Raw genomic sequence first — 16,605 nt, 5'->3', positions numbered from 1 at the left:
GATGAAGAATAAATATTGGTGGCTTTTGCAAAGCAAAAGTCTAGCTTGGGCATTGCCTTTATTAGTGGCAACTGTCCTGTTTAATAATGGTGTTCCCTTGTCCGCTCAACCCGAAGAAGAGCCACAAATAGAAAATAGTTTAACTCAATCAGAAGAAGAGCAAGAGGTAGAAAATAATCTAACTCCCGAAGAAGAACAAGAAATTTTTATTATCATAACCGATAAAATTCTCAATCAACCAGTGTTTGCCCCTTTCAGAAGGGAAGCCACCGTTAGGGATTCTAGTCGCCCCGTATATGTCATCAATAGGCAACAAATAGAGGCTCAGGGGGCTAGAACCGTCCAAGAAGCCCTAAAATACTTGCCGGGGGTTTTGAGTGATGGCACCACAGGAGGGCAATTAGGGGCGCAAAGTACCCAAATTATTCGGGGTGCTAGTACCTCTCAAGTATTGATATTACTCGATGGCAGACCTATTAATGATGTTGGTCGTTTTGGGGGTTTTGATCTATCTAGCTTTACCACCGATAACATTGAAAGAATTGAACTTTTACCCGGGGGCGGCTCTACCCTTTATGGCTCCGATGCCCTTGGGGGTGTTATCAACATTGTTACCCGTAGCGGTGCGGGGGAAACTCCTCAAGTAACCGTCAGGGCTAATGTGGGTAGTTTTGGTTTAAATGAACAAGCCATTCAGAGTCGTGGGGAAACTAACGGTGTTAGCTGGGCGGTGGGATACACCAGAACCCAATCTGATAATAACTTCCCCTTCCGTATCGATCGCATCGGGCTAGAATCCCAAAGAGAAAACGCCGATGTACTTTATAATAACTTCAATTTGAAATTAGCAGGAAATCTGGGCGATCGCAACAAGCTCACCTTTAGCGCCCTTTACCTCAACAAAGAATTTGGAGTAGCAGGGGGAATTGCTGTACCCGAAGCCCCCTTCAACAGCCTTACTCCCCTCGCCCGACAAAATACCGATGAACTCTTCCTTGATTTAACCCTAGAATCAAAACTAGGAGGAGGAGACGACTCCCTCCTTACCACCAGAATTTTTGGAGATTTTCTCGACTACAAATTTGAGAACCCCGATGGTTTTTCTGCAGGGAGAGATGACATTAACCGCCGAGCATTAGGGTTACAAGTTCAACACAACTGGCAACTAACCCCCAATCAAAACATTACCTACGGCTACGATTTTCGTAACACCCAAGCAGAAAACAACACCTTTAGTAGCAACAGTGGCATCACCACCTTCAACTATGACGGTAGCATCAGCCAACAAGCCCTTTTTGCTAGTTACAACGTTGATTTGACCCCCGAATTTAACCTTAATCTAGGAATCCGACAAGACTTTAATAGCCTTGTAAATGGCTCTTTCACTTCCCCTAGCATCGGGGCAAGATACCACATTACCCCCACCACCACCGTCAGGGCAAACTATGGTAAAAGTTTTAGATCTCCCCAAATTGTTAACCTAGAAGGTTTAGGAGCATTTAATATTGTCGGTAATCCTGAGCTAAAACCCGAAAGGGGCAATAGTTTTGATATTGGTATCGATCAACAATTGGGAGACATCGGGCTATTAAGATTCACCTTTTTTAGTAATCGCATTGATAACCTCATTAACTTCGAGTTTGGCAACCCTAGCACCTACACCAACATCGGCGAAATCAAAAGCACAGGCATAGAAGCCGACTTAAATGTTCAGGTAGCCCCCAACTTTTTTGCCTTTGCCAACTATACTTTAAATGATCCTCGCATCATAGAAGATGTTAACCCCGCCATCGAAGGAAATGAGCTAGGCTTCAGGGGGGCAAATAGTTTTAACCTTGGTATTGCTTACGAAAAAGAGATTTATCTTGCTCTGATTCTCAAAAGTTTGGGCGGTTACTTTATCAATAACTCCAATACCGATTCTTTGCCAGGATACACCACCGTAGATTTTAAAACCCGCATTCCTCTCTCTGCTAATGTTAACTTAACAGGGGGAATAGATAATATATTTGATAAACAATATGAACAATTCCCCGGTTTTCCCGCCCTCGGTAGAAATTTCCGAGTCGGGGTGAATGCAACATTTTAGGAGTCAATTATGGGCGAATTTAATCCTTGGGTTAAACCTCTAAATAAGTTAACTACAGAAAATCTCGTTACAGGGGGCTTGATGGAATATGAAGATATTCCCTGTGATGTGGATACCCTCGGTTGTTTACTATACACTTTGTTTCAAGAACATTGGCAAGAAACCCAAGTAGGTCATGTGGTAGAAGGTAGCGTCTTAGAATTAGAACTAACCAAACCCCCCAAGGTATGTGTTATCTATGACGGTTATCTGACTGTGGTGACGGATGCTTGGCACTTACACCTTTGTTTAGAAGAACATGGGGGAGGCCCGGATGAGAAAACGCCTTTATCGTTACGACAACAAAGGGTTGTTAGTAGAGCTTCTTTTTATCGTCGTTTTAATGAAAAGAATCAGCCTCGCAGTTGGGGTATTCAGTTTTGGAATGGGGCAGGGGAAAAGATGATGAATATTTTTCTGCCTAATCCTTTTGTGGATGAGGATGATAATTTATTACCTGAGCATAAGCCAGATTTGGCAAGACTTAGTTTATATGAGGAGTTGCGAGATATTTATGTTTTGGGGGAAAAACCTATTCCCTATGATCGTAATCCTTTGAAAACCCCTTATTTGTCGGTGTGTCGTTCGGGGCGCTGTTATCCTTGTCAGGATTGGCAACCTATTTTTGATGCACTACAGGAGGAGGTAGAAAAAACAGGACTTGATATTAAGGTAAAAACTTCGGGTTGTTTGGAGGTGTGCAAAATGGGGCCAGTGGTTTTTTATTCGGGGGACAAAACTTGGTACACAAGGGTTTCTCCTGAGGTGGCAAGGGATATTGTCCATAAACATATCGTAGGAGGCAACAAAATGGCTGATCATCTTTATCCCCCTATGTCACCCTAGGGATTTTCGTTTTCGTAACAAATATTATCAATGAGGTATTGATTATGACTCTTTCAGTTTCCAGATTTCCCAATGATTCAGACAAGATTAATTGGGCAAGTTGTCAAATTACGGTGAATAATAGCCGTACTTGGTTTTTTGCTCTCCTTGCTTTGGGTAGTTTTAGTAATGTGGTGTTTACCTGTGCTTTACCTTTGGTGGGCTTCGGTGCGATCGCATCTACTAATTTATCAAAATCAAAAGCCATCACCACCATCTTATTAATGTGGTTTGTAAACCAAGTAATTGGCTTTACCATGAGAGATTATCCCCTCGATTTTAGTACCTTTGCTTGGGGTGTTGTCATCCTATTAGGCGGACTTCTCGCCTGTACCTTTGGTTTATTCCAATTTGACAGACAAAGCAAAAACTTCCGTCAATATCTTTCTGCCATCGGCTTAACCCTTATCATCGGTTTCGTCGCTTATCAAGCCATGATTTGGCTCGGTGGAGTTGTGTTAGGAGATTTACACGGCTTTAATATATCTGTACTTTGGCAAGTATTTTACGTTAATGCTTTATGGACTTTAGGATTAATGGCATTACACAATGTCTTAATTGCTCAAAAACTCAAATTTAGCCCCAAAGGGAAAATGAAATAATTGACGAGGCAAGGGGTTTTAACCCCTTGTAAAATCTTATCTGCACCGAGAAATCAAAAAGAACAAAAAGTAATTGAGTTTCGGTTCATGTCGTAATCATTACTTTTAACGCCCAATCACTCCAACATCGTTAAAAATTTAATAATTTTTCTTTATCTCCCCACTATCTAATTTAAACCCTTCTACTTTTATTGCAAAATATTATTAGTTAGTGCAAACTTTTAATATGGAAAAAGTGCCTTAACTGCAATTTACTTGCAAAATAAATACCATAACCTACTCATCTCCCTCCATAGAGCAAGGACAAAAAGATAATTTAACTTCTTGAAAAAGTAGCTAGGTGAATAACAAAAAAGTAAAAATTGTAACGACGCATAATGTAACGACTGTATTTTATACTTGTAAAATTTTTACCCATAGTCAAAAAAATTATGGGTTTTATTTGAAAAAAATATTTAAATCTCCATCCGTCAATCATTGAGTATTATTGTAAGACGAATAATTCAAAATTACGACAGCTAACAAGACTTAAATTACACATAGGTGATTCCTCTTAATCATACTAATTAATCTTTTCCATGAACTATAATCAAGAATAGGTAAAAATAGTTTATTATTTATATATTTCCTCTAAAGTGAGTTAAAAACATCCTTACAAAGGTGATAATTTTACCTTATTAAAATCGAGGAATTCAAGATAAGATAAAAAATCATCAACCTCTCCCTTTACAAAAAAATACTATGACTAATCCCATTACTATATTTATAGTAGAAGACGAGGCGATCGCGGCAGAAAGCCTAAAATTAGACTTAGAAACCATAGGTTATAGAGTAGTAGGATTAGCCGACAATAGAAAAGATGCCCTACATGGTATTTATAAGAGTAAGCCAGACTTAGTTCTGATGGACATAAAAATAAAAAATGATGATGGCATCATCCTTGCAGAAGAAATAGCTAAAAAAACTTCCAATTCCATTCCAATCATCTACCTTACCGCTTATACAGATCAAAATACCATTAAAAGAGCCATCAAAACTTCCCCCTATGGATTCATTGCCAAACCTTACAAAATAGAAGTTTTAGAAAGCAATATTAGTATCGCGCTCAATAAACATCAACAAATTGTTGATAAAGAATTACAGTTAGTAAAACAACAAGAAAAGTTAAACGCCGTCAGTAAATACGATAGTTTAACTCAATTACCAAATCAGCTATCCTTAGTAGAAAATTTCAACGCCATTTTAGAAGTTTTTTATCAACAAATAAATGCAAGTGCCGACAATAACGAAGAAACAATACCATCTTTAATTCCTATTTTTTATCTTGACTTTAGCCGTTTTAATTTAATCCGAGATGAATTAGGTATTGATATTTCTAATTCCCTATTTAAAGCAGTGGTCAAAAGGTTAAAAGCGAATCTAGGAGATGACATAATTCTCGCAAAATTAGAACACTATGAATTCTGTTTAATTACTGAACCTATTAGACATCGTCAAAGTGCCATTGATTTAGCAGAAAATTTATTAAAAACAATTACTCCTCCTCTTATTTATAAAAAACAAAAAATCTATATTGATTTTAATATTGGTATTAGTTTTTATCCTATTCAGGGAGACACAATTAATGAGTTATTAAATAATGCGAAAGCTGTTGTTACTGAGAATAAAACTGTAGGATTAAATCAATACGAAGTCTATTCCCCCGCATTTCATACCAATAATAAAAATGAAGTAGCCATAGAAACAAAATTACATGATGCTTTAGCTAATGAAGAATTTGAAGTTTTTTATCAACCAAAAGTAAACCTTAAAACTAACAAAATAATCGGTATTGAAGCTCTTTTAAGATGGAATGATCCAGGGTATAGTAACATTTCCCCTGCCGTTTTTATTCCCATTGCCGAACAAATTGGTTTGATCGATAGCATCGGACAATGGGTACTGAATAAAAGTTGTGAAGATTTTAAAATTTTGGAAAAAAGATGCGGTCAACAAATGCAAGTGTCTGTAAATTTTTCTCCCCGTCAATTTAATGATAATCTACTAGAACAAAAAATATTTAAGATATTAGCTGATCACTATTTTAATCCTCAGTTTTTGGAAATAGAATTAACAGAAAGTTTATTAATCAAAAATCCTTCCTTGGCAGTAAAAAAATTAAACAAACTTAAATCTGCTGGATTAAAAATTGCGATCGATGACTTTGGTAAAGGCTACTCTTCCCTTGGTTATTTGCAACATTTTAATTTTGATACTTTAAAGATTGATAGAGATTTTATAAAAAATATTGATGGCAATTATAAAAATGCTAGTATTGTTAGATGTTTAATTGAAATGGCACACCAATTAAATTTAAAAGTGGTGGCAGAAGGGGTAGAAACCCCCGGAGAATTAAACTTTTTAGCTAATAATGATTGTGATATTTTTCAGGGTTATTTATTTAGTCGTCCCATTGCTTTTGATCAACTAATTGATTTAATTAGTCTTAGAAACCATTAGAGTTTCTTCTCATGGGGAAGTTTCAGATCACACCCATTATTCAATGCTAGTCTATGCTAGAAGGTCGGTATTTTTGCCATTGTTTAATTTGCTCTAATTGATAAGCTAATTGAAGAATAGTTGTTTCATCTTTAGGTTTGCCGACAATTTGGATGCCGATGGGTAAGCCTGAATCGGTAAATCCTGTGGGAAGGGCGATCGCCGGTTGTCCAGTAGCATTAAAGGGTGGACAAGGTGCAATCCAATTAATGATATGATCTAAAGTAACTTCAGATGATAGACTTGCCCACTCGCCGACTTTAATGGGAGGTTGAAGATAAGTAGGTAAAATCAACACATCGAAATCAGCAAAAAAAGCCACTATTTGACGGGAAATCACCTGTATTTGATGGACAGCATTTAAATACTCTCTCAAACTAGGTGCGGTTTTCCTTAACCAAAGATTCATCGGGCTAAGAATAGCATCAGGGAAATCGCCCTGCACCATACTTCCTTGCCAAATGATTTTGAAAGGCTCAACGATACTAGAAAAATCTGGACAACCTTCCGTTAATTTATGTCCCATATCCGCAAAAATATCTACCGCATCCTTTACCTGTTTTTGTAAACAATCATCAGCCTTACCAAAAGGTAATATCTCCGTAGCAAAGGCAATTTTGAGAGAAGGTGGATTTTTTGTAACCAAAGAAGCAAAACTTTCGGAGGGATTGTCTAACCAATAGGGATCTCCCATCACATAACCCGATAAAATATCTAGTAACATAGCCGAATCCATGACGCTACGACTCAAACAACCTTGGGTTGCCATTCCTGCTAAATAATCTCCCACAGGGGCGCTAGAAATTCTGCCCCGAGAAGGCTTTAAACCCACCAAACCACAACAAAAAGCAGGACCACGCACTGAACCACCACCGTCTGACCCATGTACTACAGGAATTAAGCCCCCAGCCACGGCGGCAGCTGCCCCTCCACTAGAGCCTCCTGCGGTGTATTTGGGGTTGTAAGGGTTGCGACAAGGGGGGACACTAGGGGACTCAATATAGGGCAATGAGCCTAATTCTGAGGTGGCTGTTTTGCCTAAAATAATCATCCCGGCTTCTTTGATTTTGGTGACAATACCACTGTCAAAATCGGCAATATTATCTTTTATAAAACCGTTGCCATAGGCGGTGGGCATTCCTTTTACGGAGTATAAATCTTTGATGGCGGTGGGAATCCCGAAAAAGGTAGGTAATTCTTGGGTGTTTTTGGTGTTGCCTAAAATTTCTGTTTTCACATGGGCATCTTTGATGGCGCTATCGTGGGCGACATGGGCGAAGCTACCCCATTGGGCATCCATATCATCAATACGTTGCAAATATAATTCCGTTAATTCGAGGGGTGATATTTCTTTTTTTCGGATTAGTTTTTCTAACTCGTGGGCGCTGGTAAAGGGGAGATTGTTATCCATAATTAATTAGTCTAGTTTTTTATAAGGTAACATTGCCTTTGCCATGGTAAAAGATTTACAAAACATTAAGCAGTGATTCTAGGTTTGAGTTGGCATTTAGAATATAAATATAGAGTAAAAATATAGAGGTTTGAGTTATGACTATTTGGGTAAATGAACAAATTGATGGTTGTGGAATTGTTCAAGCCTGTATTGCTGGAGTGAATAAGGAAGCGGCGGATGATTGTCACCGTGATTGGCAAGAAAAGTTGACGGATGATCAACAAAAGCAAGGCTGGAAGGCTGTTTTGCGTACTGTTAACAGTTGGGATGATGTTCCCGTTAATGCTCTTAAGTTGAGTTAATATTATGGTTTGGGGGTTATATTTTCTCCCCATTCTTTTTTTTGTTTCTATTTATTGCTGTTTTTCGTTGAGTTTTTGTCAAAGAAAGTTTATTTTTTGATACTTGTAGTGTGTCAAAACCTTTTGTGTCATTAGATTTTGTTTTATTGAGCGTACCCTGATTATTTTTTTTACACTTTTTATGCATATAATGCTTTAACATGATGCGTTTATTGCATGACAAAAATAAAAATGTATTGTGAATGACTAAATCAGGTTAATGAATTTTCTTAGACTATGGTAGTTAATAGATGGTACAACAAACTGAGAATATAATGTATTTATCCCAACAGAGCAATCTCCCTTTAAACAATCTTGAGTCTTTTTCCTTGCATTCTGCCCTTAAAACTTTGGAAAATGGTAGTTTTGAAGAACGATGGGCGATCGCCAAGGTTCTGGTAAAATACAGTGAAGTAGTCATTGAACCATTAAAAGCGGTAATTCTGGACGAAAATAGAGATAGTGAATATCGTTGGTTTGCCCTAAAAATTATTAGTCAATTAGATAACCCTGATATTGTTTTAATCATCAGTGAATTATTAAACACCACGGAAGATGAAGATTTAATCAGTGTTGGCGCTCAGATTTTAGCTAGTCAAGGGGAAAGGGCTATTTCTATCTTGACTGCCCTACTGGATTCTCCTCCATATCGTCTTTGCGCTACCAAAGCCCTAGCCCAAATTCCCCATCGTTTAGTTATTAAACCCTTGCTTTCTGTGGCTAATGATGGTAATCTTGATATAAGACAAAGTGCGATCGCCTCTTTAAGCAACTTTGATGACTCCAGTATTATCCCTATTTTAGAAAACGCCCTCAAAGACTACCACTCTAGTATCAGAAAAGAAGCATTAATCGGATTAATGCGCAAAACTAAATATTATTCCCCCCAACAATTAGTAACTCTGATTACCCCTTTTCTCGATGATGTTGACTTGAGTGTTTGTCAACAAGCCGCTATCTGCCTGAGTCATATACCCCATACATTAGCCACTGACATCCTTTTTTCCACCCTCATCAAACCACATACCCCCATTCCCCTACAACATACCATCATAAAATCCTTGGCTTGGCAAGAAACCAGCCATAGTATTCATGCCCTTGAAAAAGCATTATATTTAGTATCAGAAGAAATTTGTTGTGAAATAATAGCCATTTTAGGCAGAATAAACGAACCAAAAATAAAAGAAACCATTGCTAAAATCTCCCTAAAATTTTATCGTAACCATGAATTAGCAAAAAAATCAGATCAAATCATTCAAAATCTCTGTTATACATGGCAACAAATCAACGCTCAAGAATCCCTTGACGTTTTAATAAAAATTATCAATACAGGAGGAGAGAAAAGTAAAATTTATGCCCAATCAGCCTTTCACAACATAAATAAAACTCCCACCATAGATTAAAATAACTTTATTGTCTTAATCCATAGACAAGCCCTAACTTAAATGAAAATCCATCATAATGAGCGCAGAATTCAGAGAATTATTAAAAAAAGTTGGTAGTGGGGCGCATACCCATAAAGATTTAACCAGAGAAGAAGCCCACCAAGCCGCCACAATGATGTTAACAGGGGTAGCTACCCCCGCCCAAATCGGTGCTTTTCTCATTGCCCAACGTATTAAACGCCCCACAGGCATCGAATTAGCTGGAATGCTAGATGCCTATAGCGAATTGGGGGCAACATTAGATACTATCCCCAATACCTCTTATCCCTTAACTATACTCGGAATTCCCTACGATGGGCGATCGCGCACAGCCCCCATTTCTCCTATCACCGCCCTAATTTTGGCTTGTCATAACATCCCCGTTTTAATGCACGGAGGGAAAACCATGCCCACCAAATATGGATTACCTCTTATTGAAATTTGGCAAAATTTAGGAATAGATTTAAGTCAATTAACCATAGAAAAAGCTCAAAATTTATTAGCAAAAACTAACTTTTCTTTCCTCTATTTACCTCAACATTTCCCCTTAGCAAATAAATTAGTTCAATATAGAGAAGAAATCGGCAAACGTCCTCCCCTTGCTACCCTAGAATTAATCTGGCAACCCTACACAGGCAATAGTCATTTAATAGCTGGTTTTGTCCATCCTCCCACAGAAAAAATGATTAGAGAAGCCCTACATCTTAGGGGAGTAAAACAGTTTACCCTCATCAAAGGTTTAGAAGGTAGCCCCGATTTAAAGTTAGCACAAACCACCATTGTATGTATTAATAGTTCTGATAAAGAAGAGGGTTATGAGTATTTAAAAATTCATCCTGAAGAATTCGGTTTGACTCGTCATGACATTGAATTAAAGGACTATGATAGTTATTATCAAGAGTTACATAAACTTGTACAAGGACAACAATCTACTTTATTAGAAAGTGCAATTTTGAATGGTGGTTTTTATCTTTGGCGTTGCGGATATTCCCCTTCTTTGAAGGAAGGAATAAACAATGTTAAGGATTTATTAAAAACTGATAAATTATTGACTAAATTAGAAGAAATAAAAGCGGTTTTAAGTAATTAAATATAGTATCCATTTTCTAAAAATGTAAATAATTTGATCCCCCCCCTATCCGCCTTAATAAGTAGAAAATTTAAGTTAGAATTTTAAAAGATAATATAGTTTTGATAAACTGAAGTAATTATACTATAGCAATTATCGTGGTTACGGAGTACAAGATGATCCCCCTAAATCCCCCGCAAATTCGGGGGACTTAAGAATAATGAATGTATCTCATAATTATAAAAAACGCTATATTAATAATAAAGAATATTAAATAATGAATAATAAATATTGGCTAAAAAATGCTCACATTCCCTTAGATCTGATTGAAAATTCAACTATGAAATTTGAGCAAAAAACTAGAGAAAATCTGGTTCTTTGTGACATTGAAATTGAGGGAGAAAAAATAAAGCAAATTATTCCTGCTAATGATAATACCCAAGGAAAAGATTTGAAAAAAGGCATTGTTTTACCCTGCTTTATCGATATTCATACTCATTTAGATAAAGGACATATTTATCAACGTTCTCCTAACTTAAAAGGAGATTTTGCAACGGCTTTAAAAATGGCTAGAAATGATGCTAAATTTTGGAATCCAGAAGAAGTTTATCAAAGAATGAACTTTGGCTTAAAGTGTAGTTATGCCCACGGTGCGATCGCCCTTAGAACCCATTTAGACTGTTATAGTTATGATTCTTTTATGAGTGTAGAAATCTGGAAACAACTACAAAAAGAATGGCAAAATAAACTAACAATTCAAGCAGTATCCCTCGTCAGCTTAGATTATTTCCTAACCCCTGATGCCGAAAAATTAGCTGATACAATGGCGGAAAATGAGGGGAATTTGGGGGGAGTTGCTTATATGAATAAAGATATAGATAAACAAATAGAAACAGTATTTAAACTTGCCATTGAGCGTAATTTAGATTTAGATTTTCATACTGACGAAAACAATGAGATAGATTCAATTTGTTTACAAAAAATAGCAAAGACTGCTATAAAAATGAACTATCAAGGTAACATTATCTGTGGTCATTGTTGTAGCTTAGCAGTGCAACCCCCCGAAGTAGTCAAAAAAACCATTGAATTAGTAAAACAAGCAAATATAAGCATCGTTAGTTTACCCATGTGTAACCTGTATTTGCAAGATAGACAGGAAGAAACTACCCCCTTTTGGCGTGGGGTAACAAGGGCAAAAGAGTTGAAAAACGCAGGCATAAAGGTGGCTTTTGCCAGTGATAATTGTCGAGATCCCTTTTTTGGTTTTGGCGATCATGATATGTTAGAAGTTTTTAATCAGTCCGTACGCATTGCCCACCTAGACACCCCTTATGGCGACTGGATCACCTCTGTAACCAAAACTCCAGCAAAAATGATCAAATTGCCCCACCTAGGCACAATAAGCGTGGGAAGTACCGCAGATTTAATTGTTTTTAAGGGTCGTTATTTTAGTGAATTGTTGTCACGAAATCAGTGCGATCGCACTTTAATTAGAAATGGTAAAATAGTAGATGCTCAACTCCCCGACTATGAAGAATTAGATAAATTTATTAACGGTGAAAAATAATAACTACAACTTATTTCTCTTTTATCACTTTCCATTTTTTCTTACTATTAATTAATTTCATAATAATTGATAATTAAGGGATTATATATACTAGAATTTATTTTTTTAATTTTCATTCATCTTTTATTTTAAAACAATAAATAATACCAAATCCTTATTAGATAATGTACCTATTCATCAATTTGAAATGGAGAGGATTCGCTTATTAATCCAAAATTATAAAGTGTTCCCCGTTCCCTATTTTCAGTTCTCCGCCATAATTAGTACATTATTTAAACGGGATTTAGTATGATTTGGTTTAATATCTAAAAATACATTATCCGCCTTACTTGTCGGAAGAATATGTAAATCTATTTTTGTAATTTTATTTACTCTATTAATAGTTTTCATATTCATTAAAAACTGCAATATCTCCTTGATCATTAAAACTTAAAACAGCAAAAGGCTGCTTAATATTGTTAGATTCCATACCCGGACTACCAATAGGCATATTTGGCACAGCTAATCCTTTCATGGTGGATTTTTGATTCAAAAAACGTTTAATATCATCCGCAGGAATATGTCCTTCCATCACATAACCGTCAATAATAGCCGTATGACAAGATGCTAACTCTGAAGGTAAATTATTTTGACGTTTAATAGTCTCCATATCATCAGTTTTAATCTCTCTCACCTCAAACCCATGTTTTTCAATGTGAGAAATCCACTCTCCACAACAACTACAAGACGGACTACGATATACAGTGACTTCTTTCGCTCCAATATAATCTAAACTAGATTCATCCCAAACACTAGCAACCATAACTTGGTTTTCAAAACTATTTTGAATGTCATTTGCATAACTTGGGTTATTAAATGAAAAAGCAATATTAGCAACAATTGCAACAGCGAGAATAATAGTCAAGTTTAGAAGTAATCTTATCTTTTTCATCAGCAATATATTTATTTTGTAAAAAAGTACGAAATCAAAATGAAATAATTTTCGATAAACAACAAAAGCGTTGTTTGCTTTATTCTTACAAAATTTGATCAAAAAAAGGTGGGCAATGTACCCACCTAAAAAATTAAACGAAATAATCTTGGAGCGCTTTAACCTGTAAAGGTTCAGACTGTAAAGAGCGAATCGCTTCTACTGTAGCCCTTGCCCCTGCAATGGTAGTGATAATAGGCAACCTATAATCTAGGGCCGAACGGCGAATTTTGCGCCCATCATACAAAGACTCTTCCTCAGCACTGGGGGTATTGATAATAAATTGAATCTGATTGTTTTTGATACAATCAATGACGTGGGGACGACCTTCATGGAGTTTTAAAACCAATTCAACATCTTCCACCCCATTGTCCATGAGAGCTTTACGAGTACCAGAGGTGGCTACAAGTTTGAACCCTAAAGCCACTAAATCCTTGGCTACAGGTACGATCGCCTCTTTATCCCTGTCACTCATGGAAATAAATACCGTACCAGAGGTGTGAATAGTAACCCCTGCACCGATTTCAGCCTTAGCAAAAGCCTTACCAAAATCGCTATCTATGCCCATTACCTCCCCTGTGCTTCGCATTTCAGGCCCCAAGAGGGTATCTGCTCCCACAAATTTGTTAAAGGGTAATACCGCCTCTTTTACAGCTACATGGCGAGGGATAATTTCTTCGGTGGCGTTCAACTCTTTCAAGGTTTTCCCAGACATTACCAAGGATGCAACTTTTGCCAATGGTCTTCCTGTGGCTTTGGAGACGTAAGGCACGGTACGGGAAGCACGGGGATTGGCTTCGAGGATAAATGCAGTTTCTCCCTGCACTGCGTACTGAATATTCATCAAGCCCACTACTTTTAATGATTGAGCTAATTTTGCTGTCCAATCTCGGAGAACATGGACAATTTCATCGCTCAGGGTAGTATAAGGAATAGAACAGGCAGAATCCCCAGAGTGTACCCCTGCTTCTTCTATATGTTCCATAATACCGCCGATGACCACTTGCCCTGTATGATCACAAATGGCATCCACATCTACTTCGATGGCGTTTTGCAGGAATTTATCAATTAAAATGGGATGTTCAGGTTCAATGTGTACGGCATATTTCATGTACTGTTCTAGTTCAGTCACATTATAAACTACACGCATACCACGACCCCCAAGAACGTAGGAAGGACGTACCACCACTGGATAGGTTATTTTTTCGGCAATGATAAGGGCTTCTTCAAAACTTCGAGCAATACCGTTGGGGGGTTGTTTGATGCCTAAGTCATCGAGGATGGCTTCAAATTTTTCCCTGTCTTCGGCGGTGTCGATGGAGTCGGGAGAAGTACCCCAAATTTTGGTTTTAACAGGGCAATTAGCGTCTGCAAGATAATTTTTCAGGGGCATGGCTAATTTGAGGGGGGTTTGTCCGCCAAATTGGATGATTACCCCATCAGGATTTTCCGATTCGATGATGTTTAAAACGTCTTCTTTGGTTAGGGGCTCAAAGTAAAGGCGATCGCTCGTATCGTAGTCGGTAGAAACGGTTTCAGGGTTAGAGTTTACCATAATAGTCTCAAAACCTGCATCTTGGAGGGAGAAGGAAGCATGACAGCAACAGTAGTCAAATTCTATCCCCTGTCCGATACGGTTGGGACCACCTCCCAAAATCATTACCTTTTTATTTTCGGTGACGTTGTTTTCGCTTTCCCCTGATTCGTAGGTGGAGTAATAGTAAGGGGTAAAGGCTTCAAATTCCGCGGCGCAAGTATCTACCAATTTGTAAACAGGTAATACTCCTAATGATTTACGATAAGCCCTGACTTCGTCTTCGGTGGTTTTAGTGGCAAAGCCGATTTGATGATCGCTAAAACCTTGTTTTTTAATTTCTAGCATCTCCTCCTTCGTCATTTGTTTAAGGGGAGTACGCTTCATAAACTTCTCGATCTCCACAATCTCTTGCATTTTATCCAAAAACCAAGGATCGATCGCACTTAATCCGTAAATTTCTTCCACACTCATCCCCAATTTAAGGGCATGATAAACGCTGAAAATGCGTTCAGGTTTAGGAGTACGTAATTGAGAACTAATCTGAGATAGAGTAGGTAAAGTTTCATGGCGATCGCACCCAAAGCCAAAACGACCAGTTTCAAGGGATCTCAACGCCTTTTGGAAAGACTCATTAAAAGTACGCCCGATAGCCATAGCTTCCCCCACAGACTTCATCTGAGTAGTAAGAGTAGAAGATGAGCCAGGGAATTTTTCAAAAGCAAAACGGGGAATTTTCGTAACCACATAATCGATAGTAGGCTCAAAAGAAGCAGGGGTTTTCTTGGTAATATCATTAGAAATCTCATCCAAAGAATAACCCACCGCCAACTTGGCCGCAAACTTCGCAATGGGGAAACCCGTCGCCTTAGAAGCCAAAGCAGAAGAGCGAGAAACCCGAGGATTCATCTCAATAACAATCACCTCCCCATTAAGAGGATTAGTAGAAAATTGAATATTAGAGCCTCCCGTTTCTACCCCAATCTCTCTGATAATAGCCTTGGAATAGTCTCTTAAACGCTGATATTCCTTATCTGTCAAAGTCTGGGCAGGGGCAACGGTAATAGAATCCCCTGTGTGTACCCCCATAGGATCAAGATTTTCAATGGAACAAACAATGACCACATTATCCGCCATATCCCGCATCACTTCTAACTCATATTCCTTCCAACCAATCAAGGATTTTTCAATCAAAATCTGGGACATAGGAGAAGCATCAATACCAAACTTCGCCATCTCCTCAAATTCCTCTTGGTTGTAGGCAATACCACCCCCAGTACCCCCCATGGTAAAAGCAGGACGAATAATCAAAGGATAAGAGCCAATTTCTTCTGCCACCGCCTTGGCTTCTTCCCAATTACTGGCAATACCCGAAGGACATACAGGCACTCCTATCCTTGCCATGGCATCTTTGAATAATTCTCTATCTTCTGCCATTTTAATAGCAGGTAGCTTTGCCCCAATCAATTCCACACCGTATTTATTTAAAACTCCTGATTCTGCCAAAGAAACCGCAGTGTTAAGAGCAGTTTGCCCCCCCATGGTGGGCAGTAAAGCATCGGGGCGCTCTTTAGCGATTACTTTTTCAACAATTTCTGGGGTAATAGGTTCAATATAAGTGCGTTCAGCCGTATCAGGATCAGTCATAATGGTTGCAGGGTTAGAATTGACCAACACAACCTCGTAACCTTCCTCTCTTAGGGCTTTACAGGCTTGAGTTCCTGAATAGTCGAACTCACAGGCTTGTCCAATTACAATGGGTCCAGAACCTAAAATAAGAATTTTGTTTATATCTTCACGACGTGGCATATATCTTTACCGCCTTAACTCTCTAATTTATATTAGTCTCACATATTTTAATGCCTATCGTTGTTTATTGTTCTTTTAGTTTGTTTCTATTCAATGACAATATTGTCGAGATATGGCAATTGAGGGGCGGTTTTGCTTAAAAAATAGATATTTAGATAGTTGAAGATGATCAAAAGACAAAAAATGAAGGGTTGTTTTTGAGCTTTTTGGACATCAAAATGATATGTGCAAGTTTCTTTTTTATTTAAAAATTAATTCTTATTTGTGTCAATTACAAAACTTTTA

At 37.7% G+C, this 16,605-nt stretch carries 11 protein-coding genes; 8 read left to right on the top strand and 3 right to left on the bottom strand.

Features of this window, described 5'->3' with window-relative positions; genetic code table 11:
* The first annotated feature begins 1 nt into the window (after window position 1).
* The 4 genes from A5482_RS00920 (at window position 2) to A5482_RS00905 (ending at window position 6,114) form a co-directional block, all read left to right on the top strand.
* Entirely contained in the window at window positions 2-2,089 is a 2,088-nt protein-coding gene (locus A5482_RS00920; RefSeq protein WP_255365529.1) for a TonB-dependent receptor plug domain-containing protein, read from the top strand.
* A 9-nt stretch (window positions 2,090-2,098) separates the two neighbouring features.
* Entirely contained in the window at window positions 2,099-2,974 is an 876-nt protein-coding gene (locus A5482_RS00915; RefSeq protein WP_069789954.1) for a (2Fe-2S) ferredoxin domain-containing protein, read from the top strand.
* 44 nt (window positions 2,975-3,018) lie between these two features.
* Complete coding sequence (locus A5482_RS00910; protein ID WP_069789955.1) at window positions 3,019-3,615, top strand: hypothetical protein; 597 nt, start codon at window positions 3,019-3,021, stop codon at window positions 3,613-3,615.
* 741 nt (window positions 3,616-4,356) lie between these two features.
* Window positions 4,357-6,114 (top strand): two-component system response regulator, encoded by a 1,758-nt coding sequence (locus A5482_RS00905; protein WP_069789956.1) that lies wholly within the window; start codon window positions 4,357-4,359, stop codon window positions 6,112-6,114.
* 46 nt (window positions 6,115-6,160) lie between these two features.
* Here A5482_RS00905 and A5482_RS00900 read toward each other — a convergent pair whose 3' ends face one another.
* Complete coding sequence (locus tag A5482_RS00900; RefSeq protein WP_069789957.1) at window positions 6,161-7,564, bottom strand: amidase; 1,404 nt, start codon at window positions 7,562-7,564, stop codon at window positions 6,161-6,163.
* Window positions 7,565-7,701: 137 nt separating this feature from the next.
* Between A5482_RS00900 and A5482_RS00895 the strand changes: the two genes are divergently transcribed.
* The 4 genes from A5482_RS00895 to A5482_RS00880 all read left to right on the top strand — a co-directional run bounded on the left by A5482_RS00895 (window position 7,702) and on the right by A5482_RS00880 (window position 12,007).
* Window positions 7,702-7,908 (top strand): glycogen debranching protein, encoded by a 207-nt coding sequence (locus A5482_RS00895; protein ID WP_069789958.1) that lies wholly within the window; start codon window positions 7,702-7,704, stop codon window positions 7,906-7,908.
* 314 nt (window positions 7,909-8,222) lie between these two features.
* Window positions 8,223-9,350 carry a HEAT repeat domain-containing protein gene (locus A5482_RS00890; protein WP_161486823.1) on the top strand — a complete coding sequence of 376 codons (1,128 nt, stop codon included), beginning with the start codon at window positions 8,223-8,225 and terminating at the stop codon, window positions 9,348-9,350.
* 58 nt (window positions 9,351-9,408) lie between these two features.
* Window positions 9,409-10,461, top strand: coding sequence for an anthranilate phosphoribosyltransferase family protein (locus A5482_RS00885; protein ID WP_069789960.1), 1,053 nt, complete (start codon window positions 9,409-9,411; stop codon window positions 10,459-10,461).
* 256 nt (window positions 10,462-10,717) lie between these two features.
* Complete coding sequence (locus A5482_RS00880; RefSeq protein ID WP_069789961.1) at window positions 10,718-12,007, top strand: cytosine deaminase; 1,290 nt, start codon at window positions 10,718-10,720, stop codon at window positions 12,005-12,007.
* Window positions 12,008-12,383: 376 nt separating this feature from the next.
* Here A5482_RS00880 and A5482_RS00875 read toward each other — a convergent pair whose 3' ends face one another.
* Both A5482_RS00875 and carB read right to left on the bottom strand, forming a co-directional pair.
* The gene (locus tag A5482_RS00875; RefSeq protein ID WP_242411901.1) at window positions 12,384-12,809 is read right to left on the bottom strand and encodes a DUF411 domain-containing protein; all 426 of its coding nucleotides are present in this window, start codon (window positions 12,807-12,809) and stop codon (window positions 12,384-12,386) included.
* A gap of 262 nt (window positions 12,810-13,071) precedes the next feature.
* Window positions 13,072-16,320 (bottom strand): carbamoyl-phosphate synthase large subunit, encoded by a 3,249-nt coding sequence (gene carB / locus A5482_RS00870; RefSeq protein ID WP_069789963.1) that lies wholly within the window; start codon window positions 16,318-16,320, stop codon window positions 13,072-13,074.
* Window positions 16,321-16,605: the final 285 nt, after the last annotated feature.

It is taken from the genome of Cyanobacterium sp. IPPAS B-1200 (assembly GCF_001747005.2).
In the GTDB taxonomy this organism is placed as follows: domain Bacteria; phylum Cyanobacteriota; class Cyanobacteriia; order Cyanobacteriales; family Cyanobacteriaceae; genus Cyanobacterium.
Note: the sequence above shows the minus strand (reverse complement) of the source record. Positions and strands in the feature narration are given on the sequence as shown.

Coding starts and splice junctions, on each gene's coding strand:
- A5482_RS00920 (WP_255365529.1), top strand. CDS start 2: ATGAAGAATAAATATTGGTGGCTTTTGCAAAGCAAAAGTCTAGCTTGG.
- A5482_RS00915 (WP_069789954.1), top strand. CDS start 2,099: ATGGGCGAATTTAATCCTTGGGTTAAACCTCTAAATAAGTTAACTACA.
- A5482_RS00910 (WP_069789955.1), top strand. CDS start 3,019: ATGACTCTTTCAGTTTCCAGATTTCCCAATGATTCAGACAAGATTAAT.
- A5482_RS00905 (WP_069789956.1), top strand. CDS start 4,357: ATGACTAATCCCATTACTATATTTATAGTAGAAGACGAGGCGATCGCG.
- A5482_RS00900 (WP_069789957.1), bottom strand. CDS start 7,564: ATGGATAACAATCTCCCCTTTACCAGCGCCCACGAGTTAGAAAAACTA.
- A5482_RS00895 (WP_069789958.1), top strand. CDS start 7,702: ATGACTATTTGGGTAAATGAACAAATTGATGGTTGTGGAATTGTTCAA.
- A5482_RS00890 (WP_161486823.1), top strand. CDS start 8,223: ATGTATTTATCCCAACAGAGCAATCTCCCTTTAAACAATCTTGAGTCT.
- A5482_RS00885 (WP_069789960.1), top strand. CDS start 9,409: ATGAGCGCAGAATTCAGAGAATTATTAAAAAAAGTTGGTAGTGGGGCG.
- A5482_RS00880 (WP_069789961.1), top strand. CDS start 10,718: ATGAATAATAAATATTGGCTAAAAAATGCTCACATTCCCTTAGATCTG.
- A5482_RS00875 (WP_242411901.1), bottom strand. CDS start 12,809: ATGGTTGCTAGTGTTTGGGATGAATCTAGTTTAGATTATATTGGAGCG.
- carB (WP_069789963.1), bottom strand. CDS start 16,320: ATGCCACGTCGTGAAGATATAAACAAAATTCTTATTTTAGGTTCTGGA.